Raw genomic sequence first — 17,943 nt, 5'->3', positions numbered from 1 at the left:
CGCGCCGGGTCGGCTGACGTGTCCGGCGAACGCCCCGCCCACCCAACGCACCGCCGGCCGATGCACTCGGCGCACCACCGTCTCCACCCACGCACTGGTCGCCCGGTGCCCTCGGCCCCGCGCGCCGCGCCAGTCGGACTGTGGGCCCGCCCGTCGATCTCAATCACCCCACTCGCCGGACCACCCATCTCAACCGAGCAAGCACCCCGCACAGCACCCCGAAGACCTCACCAACCCCATCGCCACACACGCCGCTCCGCGATTCGACAGCCGTCGACCAAGCAGTCACGCTGTACTCACCGGTAAGCCCGTCGGGCCTGCGACCGAACGGCCCACCCGTCCACACCGGACACCCGACCCCGTGAAACCCACTATCGGCAACAACTTCCGACAGCATCCAACGACCGCCCCCGGTGCTGCCCGAACCGCCCCACGGCGGCACTAGTGTGTGGGTTGCATGTGGCACACCGGCGTGCCACCTAGCGTGGAGTCGCCTGAAAATGACCTCGACTGGAATTTCGTCCCGCACCGACGGAGCCGTCAGCGTCGACGGTTCGGCGTCCGACGGACGGCCGGTCAGCCCCGAACAAATCCGAGACGACCTCATCGAGCGGGCCGCGGAGCACGCGCCCGATATCGCTGACCTGATTCGCCTCTACTACCGGTACATCCCGCCGGAAGAGGTGCTGGACGACGACCCCGTGGACCTCGTCGGCGCCGTGCGGTCGCACGCGCAGCTGGCTGAGAAGCGGGTCAAGGGCCGCCCTGCCGTGCGCATGGTGAACCCGAACTCCGGCCAGGACGGCTGGAGCACCCCCGGCTCCGTCGTGCAGCTCGTCACCGACGACATGCCCTACCTCGTGGAGTCCGTCTCCGCTGAGCTCGTGCGCAGCGGCGTGCAGGTTCAGCGGGTGGTGCACCCCATCGTCGTGGTCCGCCGCGATGTCGCCGGGGGGCTGCGGGAAGTCCTGCCCACCTGCGACCCGGACGACCCGCCCGAGGGCACTTTCGCCGAGTCGTGGATGTACATCGAGGTCGACCTCGTCTCCGACGCCGACCGCGCCCGCGACATCGAGAACAGCCTCCTGTCGGTGCTCAACGACGTCCGCGAGGTCGTCGAGGACACCGACCGCATGATCAGCACCGCCCGCGGGCTGGCGGACCAGCTGGAGGCCGACCCGCCGACGCTGGAGGCCGAGCAGGTCGCCGACGGCGCCGCGCTGCTGCGCTGGCTCGCCGACGGCCACTTCACCTTCCTCGGCTACCGGCACTACGAGCTGGTCGAGGCCGAGGGCGACCCCGCCCTGCGCGCCGTGCTGGCGACCGGCCTGGGTGTCCTGCGCCAGGACAGCCTCGCCTCCCGCAGCCTCACCGCGGGCCCCGACGCCGCCGAGAGCGCGCTCGCGCCGAGCCTGCTGGTCCTGACCGAGGCCAGCGCGCCGTCCACGGTCCACCGCTCCACGTACCCGTATTTCGTGGGCGTCAAGACCTTCGACGCCGACGGCAACGCCACCGGCGAGCACCGCTTCCTCGGCGTGTTCACCACGAACGCCCTGCACGAGGACGTCCTCGACATCCCGGTCGTCGAGCGCCGCGTCCGCGAGGTCATCCACCGCGCGGGCTTCCCGATGGAGTCGTACTCCGGTCAGCGGATGCTGGAGCTGATCCAGAACTGGCCGCGCGCGGAGCTGTTCTCCACCACCGCGGACTCCCTGTATTCGACCGCGACCGGTGTCATCGCGCTGGCCGACAGACGCAGGCTGCGCCTGTTCCTGCGCAAGGACCCGTACGGCCGCTTCTTCTCGTGCCTGGTCTTCCTCCCGCGCGACCGTTACACGACCACCACCCGGGTCGCGATGCAGGAAGTGCTCCTCGACGAGCTCAACGGCACCAACCTGGAGTTCAGCACCCGCGTCGGCGAGACCCCCCTCGCGCAGGTCTACTTCATCGTCCACACCGACCCCGGCAGCAACGTCGACCCGGACGTCGCGCGCATCCAGGACCGGCTCACCGAGGCGGTCCGCAGCTGGGACGACCGGATGGTCGAGGCCGTCTTCGGCGAGGGCCGCGACAGCGGCGGCAGCGAGTCGCCCACGGAGCTGGGCCAGCGCTTCGCCAGCGTGTTCCCCGAGGCGTACAAGGAAGACTTCGACGCCACCGACGCCCTGGCTGACCTGCGCAAACTGCAGGGCCTGCGGGACGAGCACGACCTCGACATGTCGTTCTACGTCCCGGAGGACGCCGCGCCGGGGGAGCGCCGCTTCAAGCTCTACCTCGCAGGCGAGGGCGTGACCCTGTCCAAGGTGCTGCCGATGCTGCAGCAGATGGGCGTCGAGGTCATCGACGAGCGCCCGTACGAGCTGCACCGCGAGGACGGCGAGCGCTGGTGGATCTACGACTTCGGCCTGCGCATGGAGCCGCGCGTGCTGGAGAGCCGCACCACCGAGCAGGTAGACGCGCTCAAGGTCGACTTCCAGGAGGCGTTCGCCGCCACCTGGCGCGGTGACGCGGAGTCCGACAACTTCAACGCCCTCGTCCTGCGCGGCGGCCTGACCTGGCGCCAGGCCTCGGTTCTGCGCGCCTACTCGCGCTACCTGCGCCAGGCGGGCACGCCCTACAGCCAGGAGTACATCGAGGACGCCGTCCTGGCCCACACCCAGGTCGCGACCGCGCTGGTGGGTCTGTTCGAGGCCAGCTTCGACCCGGCATCCCCGGAGGCCGAGCGGCGCAGTCAGATCGAGCACCGCATCGACGAGATCACCAAGATGATCGACAGCGTGACCAGCCTGGACGAGGACCGGATCCTCCGCGGCCTGCTCACGCTGATCCGGGCCACCCTGCGCACGAACTACTTCGTCCGCGACGCCCAGGGCAACCTGCGGTCCTACCTGGCGATCAAGCTGGAGCCCCGCGCGGTCCCCGAGCTGCCCGAGCCGCGCCCGCGGTTCGAGATCTTCGTCTGCTCCCCGCGCGTAGAGGGTGTCCACCTGCGCTTCGGTTCGGTCGCGCGCGGCGGTCTGCGCTGGTCCGACCGTCGGGAGGACTTCCGCACCGAGGTCTTGGGTCTGGTCAAGGCGCAGGCGGTCAAGAACGCCGTGATCGTGCCGGTCGGCGCCAAGGGCGGCTTCTTCGTCAAGAAGCCCGCCGCCCCCACCGGCGACCCGGTCGCCGACCGCGAGGCCTTCATGGCCGAGGGCATCGCCTGCTACCGCATGTTCATCTCCGGCCTGCTCGACCTGACCGACAACCTGGAGACCGGCAAGGTCGTCCCGGCAAGGGACGTCGTCCGCTACGACGCCGACGACACCTACCTGGTCGTCGCCGCGGACAAGGGCACCGCGACGTTCTCCGACATCGCCAACGAGGTCGCCAAGAGCTACGGCTTCTGGCTGGGCGACGCGTTCGCCAGCGGCGGCTCGGTGGGCTATGACCACAAGGCCATGGGCATCACCGCCCGCGGCGCGTGGGAGAGCGTGAAGCGGCACTTCCGAGAGCTGGGCCTCGACACCCAGACCCAGCCGTTCACCGTGGTCGGCGTCGGGGACATGTCCGGTGACGTCTTCGGCAACGGCATGCTCCTCTCGGAGCACATCCGCCTGGTCTCCGCGTTCGACCACCGGCACATCTTCATCGACCCGGAGCCCACCACGGCGGCCGCGTTCGCCGAGCGCAAGCGGCTCTTCGAGCTGCCGCGCTCCTCGTGGGACGACTACGACCGCACGCTGATCAGCGAGGGCGGCGGCGTGTGGCCGCGCTCCCTCAAGTCGATCCCGATCAGCCCGCAGGCGGCGCGCGCGCTGAGCCTGCCGGTGGGAGTCGAGAAGCTCTCGCCGCAGGAGCTGATGAACGCGATCCTGCTCGCCGAGGTCGACCTGCTGTGGAACGGCGGCATCGGCACCTACGTCAAGGCGTCCACCGAGTCGCACGCCGATGTGGGCGACAAGGCCAACGACGCCATCCGGGTCGACGGCTCCGCGCTGCGGGTCAAGGTGATCGGCGAGGGCGGCAACCTGGGTCTGACCCAGCGTGGCCGCATCGAGTTCGCCCGGTCCGGCGGCAAGGTCAACACCGACGCCCTGGACAACTCGGCCGGTGTCGACTGCTCCGACCACGAGGTCAACATCAAGATCCTGCTCGACGAGCTGTGCCGCGACAGCGAGCTGGACGGCGCGCAGCGCAACGCCATCCTGGCCGAGATGACCGACGAGGTCGCCGACCTCGTGCTGGCCGACAACTACCGGCAGAACGCGGTGCTCGGCGTCAGCCGCGCGCACGCCGCGCCGATGCTGTCGGTGCACGCGCGCCTGGTCGAGTCGCTGGAGCGCGACAGCGGCCTCGACCGGCGCTTGGAGGCGCTGCCCACGCGTGAGCAGTTCAAGGCGATGGACAAGGCGGGCGACTCGCTGAGCTCGCCCGAGCTGGCCACGCTGCTCGCCCACGTGAAGCTGTCGCTCAAGGAGAAGGTGCTCGCTTCCGAGCTGCCCGATCAGGACGTGTTCGCCCGCAGGCTCCCGGAGTACTTCCCGATCCAGCTGCGCGACCGGTTCGGCAAGGCGATCGGCAGTCACCCGCTGAGCAGGCAGATCACCACGACCCTGCTGGTCAACGAGGTTGTCGACGGCGCGGGCATCTCGTATGCCTACCGTCTCGCCGAGGAGATCAGCGCGAGCCCGACCGACGCGGTCCGGGCGTTCGCTGTCGCCACGCGGGTCTATGACATGCCCGCGGTGTGGGACGAGATCGCGGCGCTCGACAACGTGGTCGCGACCGACATCGCCGACCAGATGGTCCTCGCCACCCGCCGCCTGCTCGACCGCGCGTCGCGCTGGCTGCTGACCAACCGGCCGCAGCCGCTGGCCGTGGGTGCGGAGATCATCCGGTTCCACGACGCTGTCGGCAACCTGAGCCAGCACGTCAGCGGTTTGCTTCGCGGGAGCGCGCGCGAAGAGGCGGAGGCCGACGCCGCGCAGATGATCGCCGGGGGAGCGCCGCAGGACCTCGCCAAGCGGATCTCGTCGATGCTCGACTGGTACTGCCTGCTCGACATCATCGAGGTCGCCGAACTGGCGGAGCGCGACGAGGGCTACGACGAGCGAAGCGCGCTGGAGACAGCGGATCTCTACTTCGCCCTGTCCGACCACCTCAACATCGACGCGATGCTGACCGCCGTCAGCGCGTTGGAGCGTGGCAACCGCTGGCACGCGCTGGCACGGCTCGCCCTGCGGGACGACTTCTACGGTTCGCTGCGCGCGATCACGTTGGACGTCCTGCGCCAGAGCGACCCAGGCGACTCGGCCGACCAGAAGATCGCCGCCTGGGAACACGGGAACGCCTCCCGCCTGTCCCGGGCCCGCGCCTCCCTCGCGGAGATCTACAACTCGGGCACGTTCGACCTGGCCACCCTCTCAGTAGCCGCCCGCCAAATCCGCAGCATGGTCCGCTAAACCCCGCGAGTCGCCCCTTCAGGCAAACGAGTCGCCCCCTCCGGCAAGTGAGTTCGACATTCACGCCGGTGGGGGCGTCGCGACGGCGACGACGAACGTCCGGCGGCTGCCGCGCGAATGTCGAACTCACTTGCCGGAGGGGGCGACTCGTTTGCCTGAAGGGGCGACTCGCGGGTTGGGTAGGGTTTGGGGGGTTGGCTGCTGAGAGGGTGACGCTGTGGGTGTGTTTGTGTCGGAGATACGGCCGCGCTGGTCGGACATGGATGCCTTCGGGCACATCAACCACGCGAGCACCGTGACTCTGCTCGAAGAGGCCCGTGTGGATCTCCTCTTCCACGAAGCGAGCCTGCACGGCGCCAACGACATGGCCACGGGCGTGGTCATCGCGAAGCTGTCGGTCGACTACCACGCGCCTCTGTTCGCGACGGGTGGCTCGGTGCGGATCGAGTTGTCGGTCCGGGAGATCCGCGGCGCTTCCTTCATCCTCGACTACGTGGTTCGTAGCGGTCCGAAGGAAACCGATTCCGTGGCGGTCACCGCCTCCACGACGCTCGCGCCTTATGACTTGGTGAACGGCAAGCCCCGCCGCATCACCGACGCGGAACGCGATTTCCTCGCCGCGTGGCACAACGGCGGCAACGGTGGAGTCCCGCATGTCTGAGCTCTCGTTCGCAGACCCGTCCGAGCGCGCCGACCTGGGTGCTTTCGTGGCCCGCGCGGTGCGGTTGGACCCGCAGGCCGTGGTTCGCTTGAAAGGCCGCGAAGGCGGTCTCATCAATGCGTGGGTCGCCACCCCGTTCGACGTGTTGGCGACTCGCACCGCGCGCGGCTCCATCGAGCCCAACGACATGACGGTGTTCGGCAACGAACTCCTGGCAGGCCTCGCGGTCGTTCGGGGCGACCAGATCGACCCGGGCCCGTCGCAGGATATGCAGTGGCGCTCGGCGCTGCCGCCGACCCAGCACTGGCAGATCGTCGACAAGCTGCCCGCGCGGTTGGTCTCGGACCTCGCTGACAAGGGTCTGGCGGTCGCGCGGGAGAACGTGGGCCCGCAAGGCACCCCACCGGCGTCGCTGCTGGACCAGCCGGTGCTGACCGTGAAGGGCGACGGCCTTGAGGTGAAGGTGCCGCTGCGGTGCCTGTTCGCGCTGTCGGGGATGGGCTTCCTGGCTGAGGGTGATGAGGACAGCATCCGGGTGACGGCGACGGACTCGTGGATGCGTTTGGACGCGCGGTATGGGGCCGTGGTGCGCCGGAGGCATGCTCTGTTGCCGCTGTTGGTCTGACGGGCGTTTCAGGGGCCGGAACGGTACCGCCGATCATGCGGTGGCCGGTGACGGTGTCCGCTGGTGAGATCGCAGGATGACGAAGCACGGCACAGCCCGTAACCGTGGGCTAGCGGCGGAACTCAAGGCACTACGAGCCAAAGCGGAGCTGACCACCCGGCAAGTAGCGAAGCGGGTCGGCATGTCGCTTGCGACGGTGAACAGGATCGAGAACGCCCTGCGGGAGATCACTCCCGAGGATGTGGCGGCACTGTTGGCGGTCTACGGCGTGACCGGACCGGAACGGGCGAGAATCCTTGTCCTGGCGAGGAATGCGAACATCTCCGGCTGGCGCGAGACCGACGGCGAAGGACTGCCCCTTCACCTCCGGGCGCTGACTTGCTTCGAATCCGAAGCCACACGGATCACCGATGTGGCGATGCTTCGGATTCCCGGTTTGCTACAGACACCCGCCTACATCCGTGCTGCCCTGATCGCGGTCAGATTCCCCGAGGACAAGCGGAAAGAGATGGCCACAACCCGTTTGCGCAGGCAGGAAGTCCTGCGCAGGCGCACTCCGCCGAACTATCGGGCGGTCATTGATGAGGCGGCGCTTCGCCGCCCGGCGGGCAGCCGGGCGCTGATGGCCGAGCAATGCGCGCACCTCGCTCAGATGACTGAGCTTCCAAATGTCGATATCCGGGTCATCCCGTTCGACCACGGCTCGCACGCCGGACTCGATGGAAGCTTCATGCAGCTGGAGTTCGAGAAGCACAGCCCGATCATCCATGTCGAGCTGCCGCAATCCTCGATGTTTCTGGATGCGGAACACGAGATCAGGCCGTATCGCGAGACGAGCGATAACCTGTGGAGGGTCGCGCTAAGTTCAGCCGAATCGGTGAAGTTCCTCAGGCGCATCGGATCGGGATACGGCAGGGAGTGAAACAGGATGGATCTTGGTCACGCAGAGTGGCGGAAGTCCAGCCGCAGTGGCGGCACTAACTGCGTGGAGATCGCGCGGGTGCCGGGCCTGGTGGCGGTGCGGGATTCAAAGCACCCCAGCGGCGGCATGCTGATCTTCCCCACGTCCGCCGCCGCCTTCGTCGAGCTACCAGACAAGTCGCGCTAGACCAGCCAGACCGAGGTCTCCGGCGGCAGCTGATTCCCGTCCATCGGCCCGCTGGACAGCAAGATCTCCCCAGGTGGCAACGGCACCGAAGCCGCCGACGTGTTCAGCGCGCAGATCAACCCGCCACCCTTGCGCCGGAACGCGAAGCACCCAGGCGGGGCGCCGTACCACTCCAGTTCGTCGCCGCCGAAGCCCTGTGCCGTCTTGCGGATCTCCAGAGCATGCCGGTACAGCGACAGCATCGACTCCGGGTCCTCAAGCTGCTTCTCCACCGTCAACGTCCCCCACTGCGGCGGCATGGGCAGCCAAGCCGCCCCCGCGCGGGAGAAGCCGTACGACGGGATCTCGCCCTCCCACGGCAGCGGCACCCGGCACCCGTCCCGGCCGCGCTGGGTGTGGCCCGAGCGCTCCCAGGTCGGGTCCTGCAGCGCCCAGTCCGGCAAGTCGACGTTGGGCAGGCCCAACTCCTCACCGTTGTACAGATACGTGACCCCCGGCAGCGCCAGCTCCACCAGAGCCATCGCGCGCGCCCGCCGCGTCCCCAGCTCCCCACCGCCGTAACGCGTCACATGACGGACCACGTCGTGGTTCGACAGCGTCCACGTCGCCGGGGCGCCGGTCGTCTCCACGGCGGCCAGGGAGCGGTCAATGGCCCGACGCACCGAATCCGCGTCGAACTCGGCTTCCACGAGCTTGAAGTTGAAGCCCAGGTGCAGCTCGTCCGGCCGCACATACGCCGCGAAGCGCTCCTCCTGGTCGACCCAGATCTCGCCGACGGCCATGGTGCCCGGGTAGCCGTCGAGGACCTTGCGGATCAGCCGGTGGATGTCGTGCACCTCGTCGTTGTCGAAGCGCATGTCGATGAAGTCCGGCGGCTGCGAGCCCGCCATGACCGCGACCGCGGCCGGGTCCATGTCCGGCAGACCCGCAGGCTTCGCCATGCCGTGCGCGACGTCGATGCGGAATCCGTCCACACCCCGGTCCAGCCAGAACCGCAGCGTTTGTACGAGGTCGGCGCGCACATCGGAGTGTTCCCAGTTCAGGTCCGGCTGCTGCGGCGCGAACAGGTGCAGGTACCACTGACCGTCGCGCACGCGCGTCCACGCGGGACCGCCGAACACGCTGGTCCAGTTGTTCGGCGGTGTCGAACCGTCCGGGCCGAGGCCGTCGCGGAAGTGGTACCGCTCGCGCTCCCGGCTGCCCGGCCCGGCGCGCAGCGCCTCCTGGAACCACGGGTGCTGATCGCTGGTGTGGTTGGGCACCAGGTCGATCGTGATCTTCATCCCGTGGTTGTGGGTGTCGGCGACCAGCCGGTCGAACGCCGCCAGGTCACCGAAGAGCGGGTCGACATCGCGCGGGTCGGCGACGTCGTAGCCGTGGTCGGCCATGGGGGAGCGGAAGAACGGGGTCAGCCAGAGAGCGTCCACGCCGAGCAGTTCGAGGTAGCCGAGTCTGGACCGGATGCCCTCCAGATCGCCGACGCCATCACCGTCGGAATCCGCGAAGGACCGGACGTAGACCTGGTAGAACACCGCGTCCTGCCACCACGGGGACACCGAGGGACCAGCTTCGGGGGAGTCCGCGGTACGTCGCACGATCGTTCATCCTGCCATTCGCCAGTGTCGGGCTCCGCCGTAATCGATCAGTCCGAGCCGTTGTCTTTCCGGGACCGGTCAGACCCAGCTGTTGAGCATGCTGTTCGCGGCCATCTCCAGGTACTGCCAGAGCTGGTCGCGGTGCTCGGGACGCAGCCCCGCCTCGTCCACGGCCACCCGCATGCACCGCAGCCACGCGTCCCGTTCGATCGGGCCGATGGTGAAGGGCTGGTGGCGCATCCGCAGCCGCGGGTGTCCACGCTGTTCGGAGTACGTGTGCGGGCCGCCCCAGTACTGCATGAGGAACAGCACCAGCCGCTCCTCGGCGGGGCCGAGGTCCTTCTCCGGGTACAGCGGGAGCAGAACCTCGTCCTTGGCGACCTCGGCGTAGAACCGGCCGACGATCTTGCGGAAAGTCGCCTCGCCACCGACGGCGTCGAAGAAGTTCTCGGGTGTGGCCACGGCTCCATCCTCGCTTACGGTCGCCTAGGCGGGGGACTGGGGGAACAGTCTGCCCAGCGGCGGCTGGATCCCGGCTTCCTCGACGGCGGCCATCGCGCGCGCGCGAAGCGCCCGCTGCACCGCGTACTGCCTGCCCGGACGCACTTTCACGGTCATCCGGACGGTGATGCTCTCCGGGGTGACCTTCTCCACACCGAGAACTTCCGGTGGCTCGATGACGTCCTTGGAGAACGTCTCGTCGGCCGCCACCTCGGCCGCGACGCGGCTCAGGATGGTCGTGACCTGGTCCACATCGGCGCTGTAGCCGACCGGCAGGTCGAGCACGGCGACCGCGAAGCCCTGGCTGGAGTTCCCGACGCGCAGGATCTCACCGTTGCGCACGTACCAGACAGTGCCGTTGACGTCGCGCAGCGTGGTGACGCGTAGGCCGACCGCCTCGATCGTGCCGATGGCCTCACCGAGGTTGACGTTGTCGCCGACCCCGTACTGGTCCTCCAACATCATGAAGATGCCGGACAGGAAGTCCTTGACCAGGTGCTGGGCGCCGAAGCCGAGCGCGACGCCGACGATGCCCGCCGAGGCGATGATCGGCGCCAGGTTTACCCCGAGCTCGCCGAGGATCAGGATGAACGCCAGGCCATAGATGGCGAACGACAGGATCGAGTTCAACACCGACCCGATCGTCTTGGCCCGCTGCGCCCGCCGTTCGCTGAGCATGGTGAGCGCCTGGGGCGCCCGCTCGCGCAGCGGCCGCAGCAGCCTGGGCATCTTGCCGTTGCCCGAGGTCAGACGCTCGATCAGGCGCCTGGCGATCAGCCGGATGACGAACGCGATGAGCAGGATCATCACGATCTTGGCGGGCTTGGCGATCAGCCAGTTCGCGGACGCGGCGAGCCACTGGTTGTGGGTGAGCTCGAAGACCTGGTGGCACCAAGCGTCAGTGGCGTAGCACTTGGGCGGTTCGAGGGAAAAAGGGATCGGATTCATCGGCGCCGACGATAGCCACGATCGTGTCGTCCGTCGAAGGCGGTCCGGGTAGATCGTTCGTGGACTTTTCGCGTCGTGATGAGCGACACGTCACATAACACACGTGCGTTTCGGGGTCGTTTTGTGGTCGACTTAGGGCGCACCGGTGGAGGTGGTCGAGTGCACGACCGACAACCGACTCCTATCGGCGCGTCACTGCACGCGCCGCGGACAACGCTGTGCCCGTCCAATACGGGCCCCGCGCTGGCTCCCGCGCGCGCCCCAACAGCATCGTTACCGTCATGGGGCCGACGCCGAGTCCTCCTGCTCAACACCACTTTCGAGCCCCTCACCGCGCTCCCGCTGCGGCGCGCGGTGGTCCTCGTGGTGTGTGGCAAGGCGGAGGTCGTCCACGGTGACCCGGCGGGTCTCGTGGTGCACTCGGCGACGTCGAGCGTGATGGTTCCGTCGGTGATTCGGCTGAGCAACTACGTGCGCGTGCCCTACCGGGGCCGCGTTCCGCTCACCCGGGCCGGGCTGATGCACCGCGACCGCTACCGCTGCGCGTACTGCGGGGGTCGAGCGGAGACGATCGACCACGTGATCCCACGAAGCCGCGGCGGCCCCCACACCTGGCAGAACTGCGTGGCCTCCTGCGCGAAGTGCAACCACAAGAAGGCGGACAGGCTGCTCAGCGAGCTTGGCTGGCGCCTGCGGGTGATGCCCAACGCGCCGCGAGGGACGCACTGGCGGCTGTTGGCCGGGGTCACCGACGCCGACCCGCTGTGGCTGCCCTACCTCGGCGAGCCCGCCGCGTAGAACTTGAGAAGACCGATCAGGCGCAGGTGACCCGGGTGCCACCGGTGACGCGAGTCCCGGAGGTGACCCGGGTCCCGCGCGTCACGCGGGTGCCGCGCTCCTGAAGGGTCACGCGGGTGCCCCTGGTGACGCGGGTGCCGCGGTGTTCGGCGGTGACTCGGGTGCCACGGGTGACGCGCGTTCCGCGGGTGACCCCGGTGCCGCGCTCCTGGCTGGTGACTCGGGTTCCGCGGGTGACGCGCGTTCCGCGGTCCTCGGCGGTGACCCGGGTTCCGCGGGTCACGCGAGTGCCGCGCTCCTCGGCGGTCACTCGGGTTCCGCGGGTGACCCGCGTGCCGCGATCCTGAGCGGTGACACGGGTTCCACGAGTGACGCGCGTTCCGCGGTCTTCGGCCGTGACTCGGGTTCCGCGGGTCACGCGGGTGCCCCGATCTTCGGCGGTGACGCGGGTTCCGCGGGTGACTCGGGTGCCCCTGGTGACCCGGGTTCCGGAGGTGACCCTCGTACCCCTCGTCACGCGCGTTCCGCAACTGATCTCGTGCACAGGCTCGTCCATTAGGGTGACCATGGTTGCGTGGACGAACGAAGAATTTGTGTACATGGAGTGTCCTCCCGGAGGCGGTCGCACTACAGAACGATGGTCGATCGACTGCGCAAGAGCCGTATAGGTGAAAGCTATGACCCTGCTGCGTAACCGACAAGACGTCAACCCGCTGGAAGCCGTCACATATCCCCAGTTGGGGCTGTTCGCTCCACTTCAATAGGCTCAACGAGCTAAGTGGTAGGACGTCACTCGGGGGATTGGCGTTACCAGGAGAGCACCAACCGCTCACACGGAGCAACATTCGCTATAGCGGACGCCCCATTGTGGGACGCCTGACCGGGTATGGGAGTGGGCGGCGGGGTCCCCCGGTCGTCGGATACCGTATCGCCCGTGACGCTTGTCGAGACACTTCTCGTCTTCGCGGGGATTCCGCTGGTCATCTACGGCGTGATCGCCCTGATGACGCTGCGCGAAAACTTCGCCAAGACGCCTCGTTACCGCCCCGGCCAGGAGTGGGAGCACCCCCCGGTCTGGTGGACAGCCAACCCGGCGGGCCTGCACGCGGGCCACGCTTCGGCGGCCCACGCCCACGACTCCGCCGACGATGCTGACACCGCGCTTCGGCGCACGGCCAAGGGAGGTGCCCGTGGCAGCTGGTGAGCTTGTCCGGCAGGACAGCACTCAGCAGGACGGCGTTCAGCTCGTCGAGGACGTCGAGCACGGCTACGGCGTCGTGGTCACCGGCAGCGGCCGGTTGTCCGTCGCCCGGGCCAAGGAACCCGTCGCCCCCGGCCTGCCCTTCACCCCGGTCCAGCTGACCCGCCTCGACGAGGCACTCACGCTGTCGGCGCGCGCCACCGGCCTCGGCTTCAGCGTGTACCTCGGTGACCTGGGTGCGGACCCCCGCGCCCGCGCGGAGGACCTGCACACCCGGATCGGCCGCGCGTCGAGCGAGTCGGTCCTGATCGCCGCGTCGCCCGGGCAGCGCAAGGTCGAGATCGTCACCGGCGAGGAAGCCGCCCGGCGGGTTTCCGACCGCGGCTGCAACCTCGCCGTGATGAGCATGGTGGCCTCTTTCAAGGAGGGCGACCTGATCGGCGGCCTCGTCAGCGCCCTGCGCATGCTGAGCGACCAGGCCGGTCGCAAGCACTGAGCCAAGCGAAGAAGGCCCGGACCACGTGTGTGTGTGGTCCGGGCCTTTCTCATCTCGGCGGCAGCTTCGGCCACAGCAGGGCAGCGACCGCTTGCGCCGACGCACAGGCGTCCCCCGGCGACACCACCTCGACTCGCGCCTGCTCATGGCCGTTGGGGAGGACCGCTCGGCCCAGCGACACGTGCTCGGTGAGGACCAAGCACTTGCCGTCTCGGGCTTGTGTCAGTGAGGTCCGACCCGCGATGGTCGGCTGGCTCGGGTCGCCCGGCCGCAGGACAACAGATTTGGCCGCGGTGAACGAGACCGTGAGCCGCGGCCCGTCGGGCCCGTCGACCCGGCAGTCGTGGCGAGCCGTTCCGGAACGCGGTACGCCCGTAGTGGGCACCGCGGCGATCATGTCCGGCGTGATCAACGTGCACGGATCGATCGCGCGCAGCGAACCCTGCTCCTGGTGCGCCCGCGCGACCGGCTTTCCTCCGCTGATCCGCGCGGCGATTGTTCGGGCTGTCGCGACGGCCACCGTGCAGGCCTTGCCGTCACGCGCCCTCGTGAACGACACGCCGACCTGGATGGCTTCACCGCCGACGAACCTCAGCACGACGCCGCATTTCTCCTCGCCGGGCAGATAAGTCGCCACATCGAGTCGCTTGGGCAACTGGATGGGCTTCCAGTCGGCGAGCTGCTCCGGGGTGACCACGGTGAGGTGGCCGATCTCGATCAGACCATCCCTGTCGAGCGTGTACGTGCAGTTGTCCAGGGCGGTCGGCGTGGTCTTGACCGGCGTCCCGAACGGCAGCAGGTCGGCCACCGACACCAGATCGCAGGCGTCGAATGTCGTGAGGTCTCCGAGCGCCTGGGTCGCGGTGATCGGCTCGAACATGGCTGGGTCCGGCACGGGCGAGCCTGCCTCGCGAACCGTGCAGCCCGTCAGGATCAAGGCGGCGGCCAGCGCTCGGACAGCGTTCGTAAGCATTCATCCCCCAGGATGTGGCGGCCGGAGCCGCGTGATGCCGGTCAGTCTCGCATTTACCGCTCGGCGGAGACCGACCTGTGCCGGGCCAGTTTGACCGCCGAGACCAGCAAGATCACCGCGAGCGCCGGGATGAGAACCGCGTCAGACACCACGCCGACCAGCAGCCCGCCGAGTGCCGCGCCGGTGATCGAGCCGAGGACCATCACCGCGACAAAGCGGAGGTTCTCACGCAGCACCACAAAGCTCTGGTCGCGGCTGTAGCGGGCGAAGGCGACCAGCATGGTCGGCAGCGAGACCAGCAGGGACAGACTGCCCGCGGTCTTGATGTCGACGCCGTACAGCAGCACGATCGTCGGGATCAGCAGCTCGCCGCCCGCGACGCCCATGATCGCGGCCACGACGCCGATGCCGAACCCGGCGGCCACGCCCGCGACCATGCGGACACCCGTCGGCAGGGCGGGTGCCGCGAGATCTCCGTGGGTCACCAACAGCGCCGCGGCCATCAACACCAGAAGCACGGCGAGGACCCGGTAAAGGGTGCCCGTGCGCATCCGCACCGCCCACGCCGCGCCCGCCCACGCGCCGATGAGGCTGCCCGCCAACAGGTTCACCGCGACCTGCCAGTGCGCGGCCAACTCGGCCGGCGGCACGGCGGCCAGCCGGGCGGGCAGCGCGGTGAGGACGACCACCAGGCTCATGGCCTTGTTGAGGATCACCGCGGACAGCGCGGCGAAGCCGAACAGCCCGATCAGCAGCGGCAGCCGGAACTCCGCGCCACCCAGCCCGATCATGCCGCCGAGCAGTCCTACCGCCGCTCCGCTCAGGAACACCAGTGGGGCCAAGGCACCTCCCGGACACGCGGACGGCCACCGAGAAAGTCCTCGGTGGCCGCCGCCGCTCTCAACCGAACTACGAGCCGTCGAACTCCCGGGCCGCCAGCGCGCGGATGATGCCCGCGCGGCCCTCCGAGACCAGCCTGCGCAGCGCCGGTGGGTGTTCGTCGGCCAGCCACGCGTCCGAGGCGTCCACTGTGGACTGGGTGACCGCCCACGCCGGGTACAGCCCCAGCGCGACGGACTGCGCTCGCTCGCTCGACCGCCGCGCCCACACGCCCGCCACGTCGGTGAAGAACCGCGACGCGTACGGCGCGAGCAGCTCGCGCTGGGCAGGGTGGGAGAAGCCGCCGATGATGGCCTCGTTCACCGCGTTGGGCAGCTCGTCGTCGTGGACCGCGCGCCGCCAGGCCTCGTCCTTGGCCTCGGTGGTGGGACGCAGCGCCATCGCCCGCTCCGCCTGCCGGTGACCGGTCGCGGTGGAGTCGGTCTTGAGCTCCGCCTCGATCTCCGAGTCGTCCGCCGCGCCGTGGGCGACGAGCGCGTGCAGCAGCCGCCAGCGCAGGTCGGTGTCGACGAGCAGGCCCTCCAGTGGCGCCGACCCGTCGAACCAGCCGCGCAGGATCGTGACCTTGGCGTCGTCGAGGACCGACCCGGCCAGCGAGTTCACGAACGCCAGCTGGTGGTCCGACCCCGCTTCGGCGGACTTGGCCAGCTCCAGGATGCGGTCGGTGAACATCGTCCAGCCCTGCGGCACCCACGCCGTGTCGGCGTAGGACGCGATCGCGGTCTGGGCCTGCAGCAGCAGCCGCTGCACGACGCCGACCTCGCTCTCCGCGGCCAGGCCGTGGCACACCAGGCTGACGAAGTCGCGGGCCTTCAGCTCGGCCTCGCGGGTCATCTCCCAGGCCGCCGACCAGCACAGGGTCCGCGGCAGCGGCTCGGTGATGTCGCCGATCCGGTCGATCAGCGTGGTCAGCGAACCGGTGTCGAGACGCATCGTGCAGTAGGTCAGGTCGTCGTCGTTGACCAGGACGAGCTTGCCCCGCGGCACACCGACCAGCTCGGGCACGACCGTCCGGTCACCCTGGACGTCGATCTCCACCCGGTGCGTGCGCACGAGCTTGCCGTCGACATCGTCGTACACACCGATCGCGACCCGATGGGTGCGCAGCTCGCCCTTGCCGGGCTTCGCACCGCCCTGCAGGACCGCGAACTCGGTGAACTTGCCGTCCGCGTCCACGTCGAAGCGCGGGCGCAGCGAGTTGAGGCCGGTGGTCTCCAGCCACTGCGCGCTCCACCACGACAGGTCGCGCCCGGATGCCTGCTCCAGCGCGCCCAGCAGGTCGGCCAGAGTCGCGTTGCCCCACGCGTGCTTGTCGAAGTACACCCGGAGCCCGGACAGGAAATTTTCCAGCCCGACGTAAGCCACGAGCTGCTTGAGGACGCTCGCGCCCTTGGCGTAGGTGATGCCGTCGAAGTTGACCTCGACCGCCTGCACGTCCGGGATGTCCGCGGCGACCGGGTGCGTCGACGGGAGCTGGTCCTGCCGGTAGGCCCACGACTTCTCGATGTTGGCGAAGCTGGTCCACGCGTACTTGTACTCGGTGGCCTCGGCCTGCGCGAGCACGGACGCCCACGTGGCGAACGACTCGTTGAGCCACAGGTCGTCCCACCAGCGCATCGTGACCAGGTCGCCGAACCACATGTGCGCCATCTCGTGCAGCACGGTCTCGCAGCGGCGCTCGTAGGCGTAGCGGGTGACGCGGCTGCGGAAGACGTAGTCCTCCAGGAACGTCACACAGCCCGCGTTCTCCATGGCGCCCGCGTTGAACTCCGGCACGAAGCACTGGTCGTACTTGCCGAACGGGTAGGCCACACCGAAGTTGCGGTGGAAGAAGTCGAAACCCTGCTTGGTCTCGACGAACAGCTTGTCGGCGTCCATGTGCTCGGCGAGCGAGGCGCGGCAGTAGATGCCGAGCGGGATGGTGCCGGACTCGTCGGTGAACTCGTCGCGCCATTCCGCGTACGGGCCCGCGACCAGCGCGACCAGGTACGTCGACATCCGCTCGGTGGTGGTGAACACGTGCCGGACGGCGCCCGCGGCCTGCTCGGCCGACGCGCTCGCCGCGTTGGAGATGACCTTCCAGTCGGCGGGCGCGGTCACCGCCATCGTGTAGACGGCCTTGAGGTCGGGCTGGTCGAAGCAGGCGAACATGCGTTTCGCGTCGGCCGTCTCGAACTGGGTGTACAGGTAGACACCCTTGTCGACCGGGTCGACGAAGCGGTGCAGGCCCTCACCGGTGTTGGTGTAGGCGCACTTGGCGGCGACGATCAGCTCATTGGACTCGGCGAGGTCGGTGAGCGCGAGGCCCTGCTCCTCATCGAAGCCGGACACGTCCAGCGCGACACCGTTCAGCTCGGCCGACTCGACGGAGCCGACGAGGTCGATGAACGTCGAAGCGCCCGCCTCCCGGCTCGCGAAGCGGACCGTCGAGCGCGAGGTGAAGGTCGTCTCCCCAGGCTGGCCGGTGCCGTCGGTGAGGTCCAGCTCGATGGAGTACGACTCCACCTCCAGCAGCGCGGCGCGCTGTTGGGCTTGGTCTCGGGTCAGGTTGGGCGCGGCCACTAAACACCTCGGTCGACTCGTTGGCGGGAACTGCGGAACTCGGCACTGACAATCGCATCCAATCACGCGGGACCGCGTCAAGGTGGCGAGGAGTGCACGGGAAGCTTTCCGGGTAGTGCCGTGTTGGAGCC

15 protein-coding genes are annotated in these 17,943 nt (G+C 68.9%); 8 read left to right on the top strand and 7 right to left on the bottom strand.

Going from position 1 to position 17,943, the window contains the following annotated elements:
• Nucleotides 1-500 precede the first annotated feature (500 nt).
• From ACUZ2Y_RS12100 to ACUZ2Y_RS12080, 5 genes are all read left to right on the top strand, one after another.
• Nucleotides 501-5,444, top strand: a complete 4,944-nt coding sequence (locus tag ACUZ2Y_RS12100) for an NAD-glutamate dehydrogenase (protein WP_476329996.1) — start codon at nucleotides 501-503, stop codon at nucleotides 5,442-5,444.
• 217 nt (nucleotides 5,445-5,661) lie between these two features.
• The gene (locus ACUZ2Y_RS12095; RefSeq protein ID WP_476329993.1) at nucleotides 5,662-6,105 is read left to right on the top strand and encodes an acyl-CoA thioesterase; all 444 of its coding nucleotides are present in this window, start codon (nucleotides 5,662-5,664) and stop codon (nucleotides 6,103-6,105) included.
• The gene (locus ACUZ2Y_RS12090) at nucleotides 6,098-6,730 is read left to right on the top strand and encodes a DUF8010 domain-containing protein (protein ID WP_476329990.1); all 633 of its coding nucleotides are present in this window, start codon (nucleotides 6,098-6,100) and stop codon (nucleotides 6,728-6,730) included. Before ACUZ2Y_RS12095 ends, ACUZ2Y_RS12090 begins: the two co-directional genes overlap by 8 nt.
• A 76-nt stretch (nucleotides 6,731-6,806) precedes the next feature.
• Nucleotides 6,807-7,652, top strand: coding sequence for a helix-turn-helix domain-containing protein (locus ACUZ2Y_RS12085; RefSeq protein WP_476329988.1), 846 nt, complete (start codon nucleotides 6,807-6,809; stop codon nucleotides 7,650-7,652).
• A gap of 6 nt (nucleotides 7,653-7,658) precedes the next feature.
• Nucleotides 7,659-7,838, top strand: coding sequence for a DUF397 domain-containing protein (locus ACUZ2Y_RS12080; RefSeq protein WP_476329985.1), 180 nt, complete (start codon nucleotides 7,659-7,661; stop codon nucleotides 7,836-7,838).
• Here the strand turns inward: ACUZ2Y_RS12080 and ACUZ2Y_RS12075 are convergent.
• The 3 genes from ACUZ2Y_RS12075 to ACUZ2Y_RS12065 form a co-directional block, all read right to left on the bottom strand.
• Entirely contained in the window at nucleotides 7,835-9,433 is a 1,599-nt protein-coding gene (locus ACUZ2Y_RS12075) for a glycoside hydrolase family 13 protein (protein WP_476329982.1), read from the bottom strand. The genes ACUZ2Y_RS12080 and ACUZ2Y_RS12075 overlap by 4 nt on opposite strands.
• Before the next feature lie 78 nt (nucleotides 9,434-9,511).
• Entirely contained in the window at nucleotides 9,512-9,895 is a 384-nt protein-coding gene (locus ACUZ2Y_RS12070; RefSeq protein WP_091372732.1) for a globin, read from the bottom strand.
• 24 nt (nucleotides 9,896-9,919) lie between these two features.
• Nucleotides 9,920-10,882: a mechanosensitive ion channel family protein gene (locus ACUZ2Y_RS12065; RefSeq protein ID WP_476329978.1), complete on the bottom strand. Its 963-nt coding sequence runs from the start codon at nucleotides 10,880-10,882 to the stop codon at nucleotides 9,920-9,922.
• A gap of 159 nt (nucleotides 10,883-11,041) precedes the next feature.
• Between ACUZ2Y_RS12065 and ACUZ2Y_RS12060 the strand changes: the two genes are divergently transcribed.
• On the top strand, nucleotides 11,042-11,680 hold the full coding sequence (locus ACUZ2Y_RS12060) for an HNH endonuclease (protein WP_476329976.1): 639 nt from the start codon (nucleotides 11,042-11,044) through the stop codon (nucleotides 11,678-11,680).
• 16 nt (nucleotides 11,681-11,696) lie between these two features.
• Here the strand turns inward: ACUZ2Y_RS12060 and ACUZ2Y_RS12055 are convergent, their stop codons facing one another.
• Entirely contained in the window at nucleotides 11,697-11,963 is a 267-nt protein-coding gene (locus ACUZ2Y_RS12055) for a hypothetical protein (protein WP_476329973.1), read from the bottom strand.
• A 651-nt stretch (nucleotides 11,964-12,614) separates the two neighbouring features.
• Here ACUZ2Y_RS12055 and ctaJ point away from each other — a divergent pair.
• Nucleotides 12,615-12,884: an aa3-type cytochrome oxidase subunit CtaJ gene (gene ctaJ / locus ACUZ2Y_RS12050; RefSeq protein WP_476329970.1), complete on the top strand. Its 270-nt coding sequence runs from the start codon at nucleotides 12,615-12,617 to the stop codon at nucleotides 12,882-12,884.
• A complete protein-coding gene (locus ACUZ2Y_RS12045) occupies nucleotides 12,871-13,377 on the top strand; it encodes a DUF5130 family protein (RefSeq protein WP_476329967.1) in 507 nt (168 codons plus the stop codon). The genes ctaJ and ACUZ2Y_RS12045 overlap by 14 nt, the downstream gene beginning before the upstream one ends.
• A 49-nt stretch (nucleotides 13,378-13,426) precedes the next feature.
• Here ACUZ2Y_RS12045 and ACUZ2Y_RS12040 read toward each other — a convergent pair whose 3' ends face one another.
• The 3 genes from ACUZ2Y_RS12040 to pepN all read right to left on the bottom strand — a co-directional run bounded on the left by ACUZ2Y_RS12040 (nucleotide 13,427) and on the right by pepN (nucleotide 17,812).
• Nucleotides 13,427-14,350 carry a hypothetical protein gene (locus tag ACUZ2Y_RS12040; protein ID WP_476329964.1) on the bottom strand — a complete coding sequence of 308 codons (924 nt, stop codon included), beginning with the start codon at nucleotides 14,348-14,350 and terminating at the stop codon, nucleotides 13,427-13,429.
• 53 nt (nucleotides 14,351-14,403) lie between these two features.
• Nucleotides 14,404-15,192, bottom strand: a complete 789-nt coding sequence (locus tag ACUZ2Y_RS12035) for a TSUP family transporter (protein ID WP_476329961.1) — start codon at nucleotides 15,190-15,192, stop codon at nucleotides 14,404-14,406.
• A 67-nt stretch (nucleotides 15,193-15,259) separates the two neighbouring features.
• The gene (gene pepN / locus ACUZ2Y_RS12030) at nucleotides 15,260-17,812 is read right to left on the bottom strand and encodes an aminopeptidase N (protein WP_476329958.1); all 2,553 of its coding nucleotides are present in this window, start codon (nucleotides 17,810-17,812) and stop codon (nucleotides 15,260-15,262) included.
• Nucleotides 17,813-17,943 lie beyond the last annotated feature (131 nt).

The organism is Actinokineospora sp. UV203, assembly GCF_056323665.1.
The sequence above is the reverse complement of the archived record's forward strand: the minus strand, read 5'-3'. Positions and strand labels throughout refer to the sequence as shown.

What these genes read in the sequence shown, in the direction of transcription:
- ACUZ2Y_RS12100 (WP_476329996.1), top strand. Translation starts at nt 501, where the DNA reads ATGACCTCGACTGGAATTTCGTCCCGCACCGACGGAGCCGTCAGCGTC.
- ACUZ2Y_RS12090 (WP_476329990.1), top strand. Translation starts at nt 6,098, where the DNA reads ATGTCTGAGCTCTCGTTCGCAGACCCGTCCGAGCGCGCCGACCTGGGT.
- ACUZ2Y_RS12085 (WP_476329988.1), top strand. Translation starts at nt 6,807, where the DNA reads ATGACGAAGCACGGCACAGCCCGTAACCGTGGGCTAGCGGCGGAACTC.
- ACUZ2Y_RS12080 (WP_476329985.1), top strand. Translation starts at nt 7,659, where the DNA reads ATGGATCTTGGTCACGCAGAGTGGCGGAAGTCCAGCCGCAGTGGCGGC.
- ACUZ2Y_RS12065 (WP_476329978.1), bottom strand. Translation starts at nt 10,882, where the DNA reads ATGAATCCGATCCCTTTTTCCCTCGAACCGCCCAAGTGCTACGCCACT.
- ACUZ2Y_RS12040 (WP_476329964.1), bottom strand. Translation starts at nt 14,350, where the DNA reads ATGCTTACGAACGCTGTCCGAGCGCTGGCCGCCGCCTTGATCCTGACG.